The sequence below is a fragment of the Ruegeria sp. H8 genome (genome assembly GCF_056532905.1).
Genome location: NZ_JBQFNY010000001.1, coordinates 963,987 through 978,356, shown reverse-complemented (window position 1 = coordinate 978,356; position 14,370 = coordinate 963,987). Strand labels below are relative to the sequence as shown.

General features: G+C 59.4%; 15 protein-coding genes. 4 read left to right on the top strand and 11 right to left on the bottom strand.

Going from position 1 to position 14,370, the window contains the following annotated elements:
- Window positions 1-5: 5 nt before the first annotated feature.
- The 9 genes from ACR0A2_RS04815 to ACR0A2_RS04775 form a co-directional block, all read right to left on the bottom strand.
- Window positions 6-1,268 carry a c-type cytochrome gene (locus ACR0A2_RS04815; protein ID WP_480834208.1) on the bottom strand — a complete coding sequence of 421 codons (1,263 nt, stop codon included), beginning with the start codon at window positions 1,266-1,268 and terminating at the stop codon, window positions 6-8.
- On the bottom strand, window positions 1,269-2,465 hold the full coding sequence (locus tag ACR0A2_RS04810) for a formate dehydrogenase subunit gamma (RefSeq protein ID WP_480834207.1): 1,197 nt from the start codon (window positions 2,463-2,465) through the stop codon (window positions 1,269-1,271).
- 27 nt (window positions 2,466-2,492) lie between these two features.
- Window positions 2,493-2,843 carry a putative quinol monooxygenase gene (locus tag ACR0A2_RS04805; protein ID WP_480834206.1) on the bottom strand — a complete coding sequence of 117 codons (351 nt, stop codon included), beginning with the start codon at window positions 2,841-2,843 and terminating at the stop codon, window positions 2,493-2,495.
- A gap of 111 nt (window positions 2,844-2,954) precedes the next feature.
- Window positions 2,955-3,548 carry a formate dehydrogenase FDH3 subunit beta gene (fdh3B, locus tag ACR0A2_RS04800; protein ID WP_010439472.1) on the bottom strand — a complete coding sequence of 198 codons (594 nt, stop codon included), beginning with the start codon at window positions 3,546-3,548 and terminating at the stop codon, window positions 2,955-2,957.
- 12 nt (window positions 3,549-3,560) lie between these two features.
- A complete protein-coding gene (locus ACR0A2_RS04795) occupies window positions 3,561-6,455 on the bottom strand; it encodes a formate dehydrogenase subunit alpha (protein WP_152457710.1) in 2,895 nt (964 codons plus the stop codon).
- A 105-nt stretch (window positions 6,456-6,560) separates the two neighbouring features.
- The gene (locus ACR0A2_RS04790; protein WP_152457711.1) at window positions 6,561-6,749 is read right to left on the bottom strand and encodes a ubiquinol-cytochrome c reductase iron-sulfur subunit N-terminal domain-containing protein; all 189 of its coding nucleotides are present in this window, start codon (window positions 6,747-6,749) and stop codon (window positions 6,561-6,563) included.
- Window positions 6,750-6,806: 57 nt separating this feature from the next.
- Window positions 6,807-7,418 carry a TorD/DmsD family molecular chaperone gene (locus ACR0A2_RS04785; RefSeq protein WP_171231802.1) on the bottom strand — a complete coding sequence of 204 codons (612 nt, stop codon included), beginning with the start codon at window positions 7,416-7,418 and terminating at the stop codon, window positions 6,807-6,809.
- 4 nt (window positions 7,419-7,422) lie between these two features.
- Window positions 7,423-7,992 carry a DUF3306 domain-containing protein gene (locus ACR0A2_RS04780; RefSeq protein ID WP_480834205.1) on the bottom strand — a complete coding sequence of 190 codons (570 nt, stop codon included), beginning with the start codon at window positions 7,990-7,992 and terminating at the stop codon, window positions 7,423-7,425.
- Window positions 7,989-8,543, bottom strand: coding sequence for a DUF3305 domain-containing protein (locus ACR0A2_RS04775; RefSeq protein WP_152457714.1), 555 nt, complete (start codon window positions 8,541-8,543; stop codon window positions 7,989-7,991). Before ACR0A2_RS04775 ends, ACR0A2_RS04780 begins: the two co-directional genes overlap by 4 nt.
- Before the next feature lie 263 nt (window positions 8,544-8,806).
- Between ACR0A2_RS04775 and ACR0A2_RS04770 the strand changes: the two genes are divergently transcribed.
- Window positions 8,807-10,759 (top strand): 4Fe-4S binding protein, encoded by a 1,953-nt coding sequence (locus ACR0A2_RS04770; RefSeq protein ID WP_480834204.1) that lies wholly within the window; start codon window positions 8,807-8,809, stop codon window positions 10,757-10,759.
- Here the strand turns inward: ACR0A2_RS04770 and ACR0A2_RS04765 are convergent.
- Window positions 10,753-11,481, bottom strand: a complete 729-nt coding sequence (locus tag ACR0A2_RS04765; RefSeq protein WP_480834203.1) for a c-type cytochrome — start codon at window positions 11,479-11,481, stop codon at window positions 10,753-10,755. The genes ACR0A2_RS04770 and ACR0A2_RS04765 overlap by 7 nt on opposite strands.
- Window positions 11,482-11,603: 122 nt before the next feature.
- On the opposite strand from ACR0A2_RS04765, the gene ACR0A2_RS04760 reads away from it, so the two are divergent.
- The 3 genes from ACR0A2_RS04760 to ACR0A2_RS04750 are packed head-to-tail and all read left to right on the top strand — an operon-like array spanning window position 11,604 to window position 13,836.
- The gene (locus ACR0A2_RS04760; RefSeq protein WP_152457717.1) at window positions 11,604-12,665 is read left to right on the top strand and encodes an Mrp/NBP35 family ATP-binding protein; all 1,062 of its coding nucleotides are present in this window, start codon (window positions 11,604-11,606) and stop codon (window positions 12,663-12,665) included.
- Window positions 12,662-13,360: a biotin/lipoate--protein ligase family protein gene (locus ACR0A2_RS04755; protein WP_480834201.1), complete on the top strand. Its 699-nt coding sequence runs from the start codon at window positions 12,662-12,664 to the stop codon at window positions 13,358-13,360. The genes ACR0A2_RS04760 and ACR0A2_RS04755 overlap by 4 nt, the downstream gene beginning before the upstream one ends.
- Complete coding sequence (locus tag ACR0A2_RS04750; RefSeq protein WP_152457719.1) at window positions 13,357-13,836, top strand: DUF6505 family protein; 480 nt, start codon at window positions 13,357-13,359, stop codon at window positions 13,834-13,836. Before ACR0A2_RS04755 ends, ACR0A2_RS04750 begins: the two co-directional genes overlap by 4 nt.
- On the opposite strand, the gene ACR0A2_RS04745 is transcribed toward ACR0A2_RS04750, so the two are convergent.
- Entirely contained in the window at window positions 13,833-14,333 is a 501-nt protein-coding gene (locus ACR0A2_RS04745) for a flavin reductase family protein (RefSeq protein WP_171204599.1), read from the bottom strand. The genes ACR0A2_RS04750 and ACR0A2_RS04745 overlap by 4 nt on opposite strands.
- Window positions 14,334-14,370 lie beyond the last annotated feature (37 nt).

Here is a 14,370-nt window from a genome sequence, read left to right as displayed (position 1 = left end):
CCAGTTCAGTTCCGGGCACCCGTTGCGTGGCGCAGAAAAGCAATAAGATCCTGACGATCCTGAGCTTGTGTAATTCGCTGCATCGGCATCTTGGACCCCGGAATGTAATGGTCAGGCCCTTCGTCGAAAAGAGCATTTATCGTTTCGTCATTCCAAATGATATCAGAGCCTTGCAGCGTATCCGAGAACAAATATCCCGGTAACGTGCCCGCGCGTCTGCCGAAAACCCCGTGCAAGGAGGGACCTGCGCGGCGCCGGCTGTTGGGGGTGAGACTGTGACAGATCGAGCATTTCCGCGCGAACTGACGCTCACCATTGTCCATCTCGTCGGGGTTTTGCAAAAAACTCGGCTCGGCAGAAGCCATCTGTTGCCGGTTGGACAAGGCGTTGACCGGCCAGCTGTACATGGCCTCGTCGATCCCGCCAGCATGGATGTTTTCACCATCGACCGAAAAGGCCAGGGCCCAGACTGGCCCCCGCAACGTTGCACGAAAGTCCTGCGCGATGCGCCAGTCCGAGGTATCGATGACCATGATATAGCCTTCGCCGTCACCAACGGCCAGAAACCGACGATCCGGGCTGAGCGCCATGGCAAGGATCGGACGACGATCCAGAGAGAAATCGCGTTCTTCACCGGTGGAAAGGTCCAGAATTCGGGTCACTCCGTCAACGGCACCGTAAGCGATCCAGTTGTCCTGTTCATTCAGGACCAATTCGTTGATGCCGAACCCGTGTTCGATGAGCCGGATGATCTCTTGTCCAGTCGAGATATCCCAAATGCGCAGCGACCCATCCATGCTTGCTGAATAAAGCTGTGTGCCGTCAGAAGAAAACACCACGGCATTCACACCGCTTCCGGTCGGTCCAAGAGTTGTGGGCGCGGCTCCGTTCACGGGCCAAATCCCAATCGTTCCGTCCCAACTGGCGGTTGCGACGTGGGTCTTGGATGCTGCCAGACCCACGATCTTGCCCTGATGTCGCCCAACCACGTCGCCACCGGGCCACTTGCGCAGGGTGAAGTCATCTCCGGCCGAGTAGATGGCCGTGCCATTGAAGGCAACGGCGTTCACGGCGGCTTCATGACCTTCCAGCCATTCGGGGGTCCGATCAGCCCACAGTCCGACGGAATTGTCGAAACTGGCTGTTGCGATACGCCCGTCCGGGGCTGTGGCGATCCCCATGATTGGGCCGCCGTGTCCCTTGAGTGTGAAGAATTCGGCCAAGGCGGGCAGAGGGATCAGCGCCAGGGCCAGAACCAGCCCTCGCATCTATTCAGCAGGCGAGGCGGCGGTTTTGCCTGCCTCTTTTTCCTGAACTTCTTCAAGCCACAAAGAGTGGTGTTCACGGGCCCATTGTTCTTCGACCTCGCCGGTGCCCATGGCGTCAAAGGCGCCCTCCATTCCGATAGAGCCGAGATAGATATGCGCCACGATGATCGCAATGAACACATAAGCAACCATCACGTGCCAGACTTGGGCATATTGCATTTCTTCCTGCGGCGACATCTGCTCCGGCAGGTTCAAGCCCATCATTTGTGGAATACCGGTCGCATTGGCGATCTGGAAGGTTTTGGCAAACAAGGGCATCTCGAATGGGAACAACAACGACAGACCCGACAGGCTGATGGAGGCGCCCAGCAGGATGCAGGCCCAGAATATGATCTTTTGACCGGCGTTGAACTTCTTTGCCGGTGGGTGGCTGTTCTTGGTGAACAACCCGCCACCTGCGGCCAGCCATTTCAGATCGACGCGGTTGGGGATGTTATGGGCAATCCAGTTTACCGTGACGATGATCAGGCCCAGCATGAAGGCCCAGGCCAGATTGTTGTGCAACCACTTGCAGCCCTGTGCGAGGGCCGCAAAGCCCTCTTTCCCGAAAACCGGGATCAGGTAGTCGCGGCCATAAAGCGTCAGCAGGCCCGTGACGCCAAGGATCAGGAACGACCCGGCAAACAGCCAGTGGCCGAACCGCTCGAACCCGTTGAAACGCGTGACCGTGCGGCCGGTTTTCTCACCATCGATGCGAATTTTGCCTCGGATCAGGAAAAATAACAGGATGATACCCAGCATCCCGGCGATGATATAGGTGCCGTATTCGCGCAGCGGTCCGGTGCGGAAAGTCAGCCACCACATGCCGCCATCCTGAATCAGCACGCTGTCTGCCGGACCATGAGAAGACACCGTCACATCAGCCGAGCCATAGCGCAAAGCGCGATACACGTCACTGTCCGAGGCCACACCACGCGTGCCAAGCTGACCCAGCAACCCCTCGGCATTGCCCTGACCCGTGTTCTCGGAACGATAGCTGTTGTCGACGGTTTCACCACGCTGCCGGGCGAGAATGTCTTCCAGCGTTGTTGCTCCGCCGGTCGAGGTGCGCTCATCCGTCGTGGGTTCAGAGGTCTCTTGCGCCCATACGGCTCCGGTCAGAAAAATCGAAACGAGCAGAAACTGAATCAGACGCATAGGGATATCCTCCTGTGCATTTTCATATCAGCGGTCAAATCCACCGATTTGCTGGTGAAAAACGGCGCCGACTGGCGTGAGCGCTTCGCGAAGATCATCTTTGGCCGGACCATACACGTCCAACCCCACTGGCGTCAGAAGGGCCAGAAACCGTTCAGCGAAGTTAGTACCAAAATTTTGCATATGTATCATGGCATCTTCGGAACTGGCATAGCGTTCATAGATATGAACAGCCGAACCGGTCATGTGCCATTCATAGCTTCTGGCGCCGGTTTCTTGCAGCGTGGCCGCGACCATTTCCGCCATAAGCGCTTCGAACTCATCTTTTTTATCCAGATCGAGGTCAAGCTTCAGCAGCCAGTAAACATCATTGGTCATACATGCCTCTCAAATATGTTTGCTGTGACGTTGCAGAAAACGGATCCCCGATCACATCACCTGAAAAGCCCCCCGCAAATGGCGGGAGGCTGTTTTGTCAAAAGCCGGATTTCAACCGTCTTTCTGGTCGTAGGCCGTGCCCCAGCCCCAGGCGCCCGAGCCGAAACCGCGCGCCACGACGCGCTCACGGTAAACTGCGGAAACCACATCGCCGTCACCGGCCAGCAGGGCCTTGGTGGAACACATTTCGGCGCAGATGGGCAGCTTGCCCTCGGCGATCCGGTTGCGACCGTATTTGGCGAACTCTGCGGTCGAGTGCGTTTCCTCGGGGCCGCCGGCGCAGAAGGTACATTTGTCCATCTTGCCACGCGATCCGAAGTTGCCCGCCTGCGGATATTGCGGCGCGCCGAAGGGGCACGCATAGAAGCAATAGCCGCAGCCAATGCACAGGTCCTTGGAGTGCAGCACGACCCCTTCTTCGTTCTGATAGAAGCAGTCGACCGGGCACACCGCCATGCAAGGCGCATCCGAACAATGCATACAGGCGACCGAGATCGAGCGTTCGCCCGGGTTGCCGTCATTGATCGTCACCACCCTGCGGCGGTTGATGCCCCACGGCACCTCGTGTTCGTTCTTACACGCGGTTACGCAGGCGTTGCACTCGATGCAGCGTTCAGCGTCGCAGAGAAACTTTGCTCTAGCCATTTATCGTCCTCCTTACGCTGCCCAGATCTTGCAGAGAGTCGCCTTGGTCTCCTGCATCTGGGTCACTGAATCATAGCCATAGGTCTGGGCGGTGTTGGTACTTTCACCCAGCACATAGGGGTCTGCACCTTTGGGGTATTTCTCCCTCAGGTCCTCGCCCTGGAAATGGCCGCCGAAGTGGAACGGCATGAAGGCCACGCCGGCACCGACCCTGTTGGTCAGCATCGCCATCACCTTGACCTTGCCGCCCTCGGGGCCTTCGACCCAGACCTGTGATCCGTCCCGAATGCCAAGGTTGTTGGCATCACGCGGGTTGATCTCGACGAACATGTCCTGCTGAAGCTCGGCCAACCACGGATTCGACCTGGTTTCGTCACCGCCGCCTTCATATTCGACCAGACGACCAGACGTAAGGATTATCGGGTAATCCTTTGAAAAGTCGTTCTTCTGGATCGAAGCATAAAGGGTGGGCAGGCGATAGGCCTGACGGTCCTCGTAGGTGGGATAATCCGCCACCAGATCGCGCCGATTGGTATAGAGCGGCTCGCGATGCAGTGGGATCGGATCCGGGAAGGTCCAGACAACCGCGCGGGCCTTGGCGTTCCCGAAGGGCGCACAGCCATGTGCGATCGCGACCCGCTGGATGCCGCCGGACAGGTCGGTTTTCCAGTTGGTCTTTGGTCCGGCCACGGCGTCGATGGCCGCGCGTTCCTCGGCCGTCAGATCACCGTCCCAGCCAAGATCCATCAGCATCTGCATCGTAAACTCAGGGTATCCATCCTGAATTTCCGATCCAACGCTATAGACCCCTTCGGCCAGCAGGTTGTCGCCGTCGCGTTCCACGCCGAAACGGGCGCGGAAGGTCAGGCCGCCTTCAGCCACCGGTTTGGACATGTCATAGAGGTTTGGTGTCCCCGTATGGCCCATTTCCGGTGTGCCCCAACAGGGCCACGGTAGACCGTAATATTCGCCGTCGTTTGGTCCACCAATGGCTTGCAGCGTGGTTCTGTCGAACGTGTGCTGGTTGGCCATATGGCTTTTCAGACGTTCCGGCGACTGACCGGTATAGCCGATGGTCCAGAGGCCCGAGTTGAACTCACGCGTGATGCTTTCAACATTCGGGGTTTCGGGGTCTTCCATCTCGATATTGCGGAAGAACCGGTCCGCCCAGCCGAATTTGTTGGCGAATTTGGCCATGATGACCTCGTCCGGCAGGCTTTCGAACAGCGGATCGACCACCTTGTCGCGCCACTGCAACGACCGGTTCGAAGCCGTGACCGAGCCACGGGTTTCGAACTGCGTACAGGCGGGCAACAGGTAGACGCCATCGGTACGGTCATGCAAAACGGCGGAAACGGTGGGATACGGGTCGATCACGACCAGCATGTCCAGCTTTTCCATCGCCGTCTTCATTTCCGTCATCCGGGTCTGCGAGTTGGGCGCGTGGCCCCACAGAACCATGGCGCGGACATTGTTGTCCTGATCCATGTTGGCCGGGTCTTCCAGAACACCGTCAATCCAGCGAGAAACAGGAATGCCGCGCTCGTTCTGCAGCGGTTTGTCCTTGCCGTCCTTGTCCTTGATCGTGGCGAATTGACCGGCCAGCCATTCAGGTTCTTCGCCCCAGACGCGGGCCCAGTGACCCCATGCGCCTGCGGACAGGCCATAATAGCCGGGCAGGGTATGGGAAAGAACACCAAGGTCCGTTGCGCCCTGAACATTGTCATGACCGCGGAAGATGTTGGTGCCACCACCCGAGGTTCCCATGTTGCCCAGTGCAAGCTGAAGTACGCAGTACGCGCGGGTGTTGTTGTTGCCGTTGGTATGCTGCGTCCCGCCCATGCACCAGACAACCGTTCCGGGACGGTTGTTGGCCATCGTGCGGGCAACCCGCTTCAACTGCGACCCCGGAGTGCCGGTGACACGTTCCACCTCATCCGGGTTCCACTTGGCAACTTCCTCGCGGATCTGATCCATGCCCCAGACACGGGTGCGGATGAATTCCTTGTCTTCCCAACCGTTGTCGAAGATGTGCCACAGGATACCCCAGATCAGCGCAACGTCCGTGCCGGGGCGGAAGCGGACATATTCATCCGCATGCGCCGCGGTACGCGTAAAGCGCGGATCGCAGACGATCAGCGGGGCGTTGTTCTGCTCTTTTGCGCGCAGAATATGTAGCAGCGAGACGGGATGCGCCTCGGCCGGGTTGCCGCCGATGATGAAGATCGCCTTGCTGTTGTGCATGTCGTTGTAGCTGTTGGTCATGGCGCCGTAGCCCCATGTATTCGCAACGCCAGCAACCGTGGTTGAGTGGCAGATCCGGGCCTGATGGTCCACGTTGTTCGTGCCCCAGTAGGCGGCGAACTTGCGGAACAGATAGGCCTGTTCGTTGTTGTGCTTGGCGGAACCCAGCCAGTACACGCTGTCAGGCCCGGATTCTTCGCGGATGCTCATCATGCCGTCGCCGATCTCGTTGATCGCCTCTTCCCAGCTGATGCGCTTCCACTCTCCGCCTTCCTTTTTCATCGGATATTTCAGGCGGCGCTCGCCATGGGCGTGCTCGCGAACGGCGGCACCCTTGGCGCAATGGGCGCCCAGGTTGAACGGACTGTCCCAGCCGGGCTCCTGCCCGATCCAGACGCCGTTCTGAACTTCGGCAACCACCGTGCAACCGACCGAACAATGCGTGCAGACGGATTTGATGTTCTCGACAGCCGTGTTGGCTGCGGTCTGGGCGCTGGCTGGCGTCACGGTTCCACCCGTGGCGCTGATCGCGGCAAGGCCGCCGATCGTCAGGCCCGAGCCACGCAGGAATGCGCGGCGATCGACGGTTTTCTCGCCGACCTGGGACAGGATACTTGTCCGCTGGGGGCGTCTCGCAACCCCGTTGGTCTTTTTCCTAAGCATTTGTTTCCTCCCTTGCGCGCCGTGTATGCCACGGCTGGCTTGGTACTGCTGAAGCCGACGTCGGGGCCAATCGCAACCGTCAGTCGGGTGTGAAAACGTCCGATCCTAGAACCGGGTGCTTTCGATGTAGGCGCGTGTATGCGCGGTATCCTGGATGCGGGTATCGTCTGTCGGCGCTTCGGCCGCTTCGGCTTTCCCAGTCAGGCTGGCGGCGGCAACAGCAGCAGGCGCTGCGGTTCCGGCCAGTTTGAGGAAGTCGCGGCGTGTGGTGCCTTCTTCCTTGGTCTTGCTCATGGGCTCCTCCTGTCCCAATTGCGGTTTGGTGCCCACGGGGCACCGGCGATGTGCGGGCTACCCCGCTGTCATCCGGAACGCTTCGCGCTCGATCTCCATGAATACCCGACCGGCGGTGCCGACGGATGCATAGAGAACCGAGTTTTCAGCAGCTTCCAAATCCGAATAGAAATGTGCGGCCCATGGGCCGATATGTTTGCTCCAGAACGCTTTCTGGTCTTCAAGCGATGCCGGGCTTCCAAAACGCCCAACGATCATGCCTGCCATCATCTCCATCAATGAGGCGATGTTGTCCTCGGGCTCAAACACGTTCTGGGCGCGTGTGATCCCACGAACCGCCATGTCATTGCGGAGCTGCGCAAGAGGTTTCTCGTTCAGAAAACCCGTGAGGTAGAAGCTGGCATATGGCAGCAATTCGCCCCGACCCAAACCGATGAACAATGCATTGAATTCCCGCTCCGCGGCGGCGGGCTTGGTGACCTTTGCAACCCGCGCCATGGCTTGGATGGCCTGACCAAGATCTGTGTCATCCCCGCTGAGGCCCGCCATTTGATCCAGCAGCATCTGGTCGGGTGGACCGGCCAGCAGCAAGCCCAGAAAGTTGTAGAAATCCGCGCGCAGGCGATCCTCGGCTGAAACGTCCAGAGTGTGCGCGTCACTTGCGGTCATTCGGTCATCCTTCAAATTCAAATGTCATACGACGTGGCGCCGGGGGAAGGTCGATTTCTTCCGGCTCGTCCGCGCGAGCGACGGAAACCGGTTCGGGCCCGACCGGCGCGGCCTCGGGTTCAGCGCGTATATCGGCTTCGCTTTCAGCAGCATCGTCTTTGGCCTCTTCCGCGTCGGCCGCCAGTGCTTCGATATGTGCCAGCATACCTTTTCCAACCTGATAGGCGGTTTGCATGTTTTCGATCACGCAGGCCGCATCGGTGTAGTCCTCGCCGTAATCAACCAGCCCGTCGACATTGGCCAGAACCGGGTTCAGCCGCCACAGCCGACGCAAAGCCCGACGGCGCAGGCGATCAGGCACGGCCTTGGCCATGAAGCCCGAAACATCGTCGCCGGGTTGCAGGGTCTCTGGGTCGGGAAGGTTGAACTCGGCGAGGATCTCGGCGTCATCCTTTTCTTCCAGCTCCGCTTGCCGTTCTGCGATCGCCTGTTCTTCAAGGGCCAGTGCCTCGGCCTCGGCTTCGGCGTGAACGGCGGCCTTTCGGCGAGACCAGAAATCATCGGGCCGGTTCATTGCAGCGCCTTTCTCGGGGCGCGATACACGTCCGACGTCTGCCGGATACGAGCATCACCCTTACCGTCTTCAACCAGATCTGTCCGCTTCTTGTCGCGGCGGCGCTTGACGAAAACTTCGTGCTGATGATGTTTCAAAGTAAAATCGCGGACCCAGGCAATCAGCCCTTCAGTCATCGGGATCTTCTCGACAATTTCTTCACCGGTATCCGCGTAATCCTGCCCCTCGAACGGAGAGGCGGTGATCAGAACTGCATTCAGGGGAGTTTCGCCTTTCAGTTCGTCCCGCAGCACAAGGTACAGCGAAGGCTGCCCATCCGACAAGTTAACCATGTAGGCTTCGGTTTCATCTGCCCAGAGCGTCAGGGGCAAGGTGGCCGCGTGATACTCGACGGCATCGCCTTCGCGGCGCAGTTCCTGCCAGTCGGCCGGCCCCGCGCCGGGTAAAAGGGCCACAGCGCGCCAGTTCCACCGGGCCCACCGTGTGACCCCGGGTGTCTTGCGCACGATGACGCCAACCGGCATTTCAGTCTGGCTTGCGGCCTTGGCCACTGGCTCCTCCCCGAAAGGCTCTCCCCTGCCTTTCCAAGTCCACTATGGTACACAAACTGGCTGTGTGCCAAGCCTAAGCTCTACGACTTTGGTCGTAGTCCAGGGTAGCAACTGCGTGAGCAGGTCCTGTGAATGCTTGTGTTTCGTGGCATTTATTGCCGAAATTCAACCCTGTGCAGGAAACGCGGCAAGGGGTTGAAGTTGCTTTCCCGGGGGTACAGCCTAGTGTGCATGGAACCGGGGCGGTTGCCCGAGGAGAGGATATGGCCACGAAACTACTGCTATGTGATTGCGCCGGAACACAGGCATTCGATCCGGACAAGATCGAAAGCGCCTGCGGCGTTGCCTGTTCCAGGTTGCATACCGCGCTTTGTACCGATGAGTTGCAGTCCGCCGCGGACTTGATGAAAGAAGGTGATACCGTCATCGCTTGTGCGCAAGAGCATGACGTTTTCAGGTCACTGGCCGAAGACCTGAATATCGACGTGCCCGGATTTGTCGATCTGCGCGATCGGGCCGGGTGGTCAGACCAAGGTGCGGATGCGACCCCCAAGATGGCGGCATTGGCGGCCGAGGCCGTTCTGGCGCAACCGGTAACACCCAGCGTGGATGTCTTCAGTGAAGGCACCTGTTTCATCATCGGGCCCGGTGCGGTGGCCTTTGATCTGGCAGAGCGTCTGGCGGATTCGTTGGCAGTGACCGTAATGACGACTGATTTGTCAGAGCCCCTCTCTCGCGCCTATGACGTGGTACGGGGGCAGCTTCGTTCGGTTTCTGGTGCGCTTGGTGGGTTTTCGTTGCGTCTGGACGCGCTTCAGCAGGTTGTGCCCGGTGGGCGCGGCGCGTTTGCTTGGACCGATCCAAAGGACGGTGCGCTTTCATCGTGTGACATTGTCATCGATCTGGCAGGAGAAACGCCCTTTGTTCAGGCCCCGGACAAGCGCGAAGGCTATCTGCGGGCTGATCCCAGGGATGCGGTTTCCGTGGAACGTTTGGCTTTTGAAGCCGCGCAATTGGTGGGGACATTCGAAAAGCCGCTTTATGTGCGCGTGGAAGAAACCCTGTGTGCCCATTCCCGAGCCGAGCAGGTGGGCTGTACCAACTGTCTGGATATCTGCCCAACCGGTGCGATTTCCCCGGCGGGCGAGCATGTGGCGATTGACCCGATGGTATGTGCAGGCTGTGGTGCTTGCGCCGCGCTGTGCCCTTCAACGGCCATAACCTACGAAGACCCACCTGTTTCGGCGCTGTTGTCGCGGATGCATATTCTGGCCCGTACCTATCGACGGGCCGGCGGCACCGCGCCTCGGTTGCTTGTCCATGACGCCCACGGGGCCGAAATGATCCGGTTGGCGGCGCGTTTCGGACGTGGATTACCTTCGGACGTGATCCCATTGGAATTGAATGTGATATCTGGCTTTGGCCATGCCGAGATGCTGGCTGCCCTGGCGCATGGGTTCGCGCGGGTGGATGTGCTGTTGGCGCCGACGACTGAACGCGAGGCGTTGAACCGGGAGCTTGAATTGGCACATGCCATTGCAGGCCCCGAGGGTATAGGCCTGATTGACGAAGCAGACCCCGATGCGATGTCCGATCTGCTGTACGGGCAAGCGGTGCCCCGGCCTTTGTCCGATCCGGTCTTGCCTATGGGCAATCGCCGGCAAATCGCGCGGCTGGCAGCACAGGCGCTGAACCCGCAGGCTGAATCGCCTTTGCCGCTGCCTGAAAATGCGCCTTACGGGGCGGTTGCAGTGAATACCGACAGCTGCACCCTGTGCCTCAGCTGTGTGTCCCTTTGCCCGTCCGGTGCTTTGATCGACAACCCGGACAAGCCGCAATTGAACTTCCAGCAAGATGCCTGTCTGCAATGCGGGATGTGCAAGACCATATGCCCCGAGGATGCGATCACGCTTGTTCCACAACTTGATCTCAGCGATGCGGCCCTGTCACAGCAGGTTCTGAACGAAGAAGAACCTTTTGCCTGCGTGGAATGCGGGGCATTGTTCGGCGTGAAGTCCACGGTTGAGCGGATCATGGAGAAGCTGTCGGGCACGCATCCGATGTTCGCGACGTCGGATCAGGCGCGGATGATCCAGATGTGTGACAATTGCCGGGTGAACGTGCAGTTCCAACAGCAAGACAATCCTTTCCAGTCAAAGCCCAAGCCACGGGTCGTCACGACCGAGGATTACTATTCAGACAGAAAGGATCACTGAAGTTTCAGGGGTGCGCCCAGATCCGCAGCGTCGATGCGCGATACGAACGCTAGGATCGCGTCAAGATCGTCCAATGTCATCTCAACCGGGTGAATAGGAGACGGGCGTTCGGGATCGAAAGGCGGTGTCAGACCGTCGATCTGTGTGAATGCGGGGTGGGGGTTCAGGACGAAAAACGCTTCGAATCGCTGCGACCAGTCGGGCATTGCGCGCAGAACGGCGAAAGAGGGCGTCGACCCCAGGCCATTCATGCGGTTCCTTGGCCCGATGACATGACAGCGCCCGCAATGGGTCATCGAAAGTTCTTCGCCAAGTTGGGTGTCGCCTTCAACGATGTCACCGGACTCAACCACGGCAATATCAAAACTGGCAGAGTAGGGCCCTCCGTCTGCCGGGGCAAAGCTTTCCACCGTGCGCTTGCCGATATCCGATTTCAGCCATTCAAGAAAACGGGTCTGGCGGTCGTTGTCTTCGATACGCAGGTGATAGATCACGTCGTTGCGGGCAAAGACTGGATCACCGGGCGGCGCGGTTTCCAGCACCATGACCCCGGCGTCGTCTGCAATAACACGGATCCCGGTCTTGAGAGAGAAGCGAGGAAGGATATGTTGCAACAGGCCGGAGTCTTTAACCTCTGCCGGGGCCGCAAGGCCAATCGCCTCTTGTGACCAAGAGGGGGTGGCAGAGAGCGTCAGGCTCAGGCACAAGAGGACAAAGCGCATGGCTCAACGTAACTTCGCGGGGCGGGATGCGTCAAATGTACAGACAAAGACGGAGACACGTGCAATGAGCGGCGAGTCGATACGCACGCCCCTGTCAGCAGGGCGGATCAAGGGGAACAAGCATGAGTGTTCGTGACGCGGTTCTGGCGAACCTGAAAAAGATCACCGACCCGGTATCCGGGCAGGACATCGTAAGCGCAGGCATCGTGCGCGCCTTGAATGTGGAAGGCGACACGGTACGCTTCGTGCTTGAGGTCGACCCGAAATATGCGGAAAAGATGGAACCCGTCCGCGCCACGGCTGAAAAGGCCGCTCAGATGGTGGAAGGCGTGGCAAATGTTTCGGCCTTGATGACCGCGCATTCCGACAAGGCACCGCCGGATCTGAAACCGAAACCCAAGCCATCGCAAACCGGGCCGCAGGCAGTGCCGGGTGTGGATCGGATCATCGCCGTTGCCTCCGGCAAGGGTGGGGTTGGCAAATCCACCGTTTCGGCCAACCTTGCCTGCGCATTGGCTGCGGAAGGCCGGCGTGTAGGTCTGCTGGATGCGGATGTTTACGGGCCGTCGCAACCCCGGATGTTGGGTGTCTCGGGTCGTCCGGCCAGCCCTGACGGCAAGACAATCCTGCCGCTGCGCAACCACGGGGTCACCATGATGTCGATGGGTTTGATGACCAACGAAGGTCAGGCGGTTGTCTGGCGCGGGCCGATGCTGATGGGTGCGCTGCAACAAATGATGAGCCAGGTGCAATGGGGCGCGCTGGATGTTCTGATCGTCGATCTGCCGCCCGGCACCGGTGACGTGCAACTGACGCTGAGCCAGAAGTTCCAGGTGGATGGTGCCATTGTCGTCTCAACGCCGCAGGACGTGGCCCTGATTGATGCCCGCAAGGGGATCGACATGTTCAACCAGCTCAAGACACCCATTGTCGGGATGATCGAAAACATGTCCACGCATATCTGTTCGAACTGTGGGCACGAAGAACATGTTTTCGGTCATGGTGGTGTCAAGTCCGAGGCAGAGGCGTTGGGCGTGCCGCTGCTGGGTGAAATCCCCTTGCATCTGGACATCCGCGTCGCCGCCGACGGAGGCGCGCCCATCGTGGTCAGCAAACCTGACAGCCCGCAGGCCGAGGCATTCCGCAAGATCGCCCGCGACATGATCGCCAAAGGCAACGCATGAGCCAGCCGGTTTTCCCACCCTTGCTGACGGGCCACTCGGTTCAGGGTGGGGAAGACCCGTTCGAGCGCGCGCAGGCCATGGCTGCGCTGGGCTGTGATGCGGGGATGGTTGTCTACAATATTCAGGCGGATTTCCTGCGCGTGGCAATTGTTTTTGCCCCTGAGGTGCCATTGCAGGATGCGGTGGCGATGCTGCCGCTTTGTGCTGTGGGATTTCAGAACGCGCTGGGCGCTTTGGCCCCGCCAGAGGTTGCGGTGCATCTGGGTTGGGATGGTCTGATTTGCGTGAACGGGGCGCGGTGCGGCCGGTTCCGCGCGGCTGCGTCAACATCAATGCCCGAGGAAGAGCCGGACTGGCTGGTCGTCGGTTGGGAGCTGACGCTGTTGCAAACAAGTGATGCGCCGGGTGAAACCCCTGATATCACCGCGCTGTACGATGAAGGCTGTGCCGAGGTTTCTGCAACGCAGCTGGTGGAAAGCTGGTCACGACACATGTTGACCTGGCTCAACCGTTGGCAGGAGGATGGCAACGCGTCCTTGCACGCCGAATGGATGGGCCTGCTGCGCGGCGTGGGCGAACCGCTGATCGACGGTGGCGTATTCCTTGGAACGGATGAACGTTTCGGGATGCTGATCCGCGACGGGGCCGACACGCATCTGCGCCCACTAACTGACTTGTTGGAGAACCGAGAATGAAACTGGCCCGAGCGATCCATTTCGACGAAAGCGACATGAACGTGTTTCATTCCCCGGCGCGCACCGGAGAGTGGTGCGTTTCGGGCGGGTTTGAGTTTTCCAACTGGGGGCAGGGCGATCTTGAAGGCAAGGCTCGACAGGCATTTGCGAATGGCTGGCTGGGGTTGGAAACCTTTGGTCGGGTGACTTTTGTCGCCGTGACGCAGATCGAAGCCTCAGAGAAAGATCAGATTACGCATAACCTGGCCGAACATTTTGTGCAGTTCTATGGCGCACCCTCGGTCGAGGCCGCATTGGGCGTTGCGCAAGCTGAAATCGACCACATGTCAGAGTTGTGCGAAGACCATCCGGCCAACACGCTGTTGACCGTCGCAAGGGAACTGACAGAGACAGGTGTGCACGAAGCCTTTCGCGTGATCACTCCGCAGGACGCGGAACTGGAGGCGTTGGCGGTTCACGGGTCGCTGGACGATTAGATCAGGTCGACAAACCCGCCGAACTGCCCGCGTTTGAAAATCAGCCCTTTGCCGGTGCGATACATGACCTGCTCTACCTGACCCACGATGATCAGATGATCCCCGGCGTCATGGCGGGCATGAAGGCGGCAATCGAACCGGGCCAGACACTGGGCCAGATGTGGACGCCCGGCCTCATCCTCGGTCCAGTCTGCATGTGAGAAATCCGCCCCATCGCGTGCAAACCGCAACGCCTGATCCTGCTGATCCTGCGCCATGACGTGGATCGAATAGAGATCACAGGTACTGAACGTATCAAATCTGAATGATTCCTTGGCCAGACACCACAGGACCAGTGGCGGGTCCAATGAGACTGAGGCAAATGAATTCACCGTAATGGCACGCGGGCCATTGTCGGATTGCGCGGTAATCACCGTGACACCGGTGCCAAAGCATCCCAGCGCTTCCCGAAAGGCGGGGCTTTGATCCGGGGTCGGTCTAAAGGTCTTTTCGGTCATTGCGCGCTTAATCCTTGGCCGCGCATCAGGTGCCATG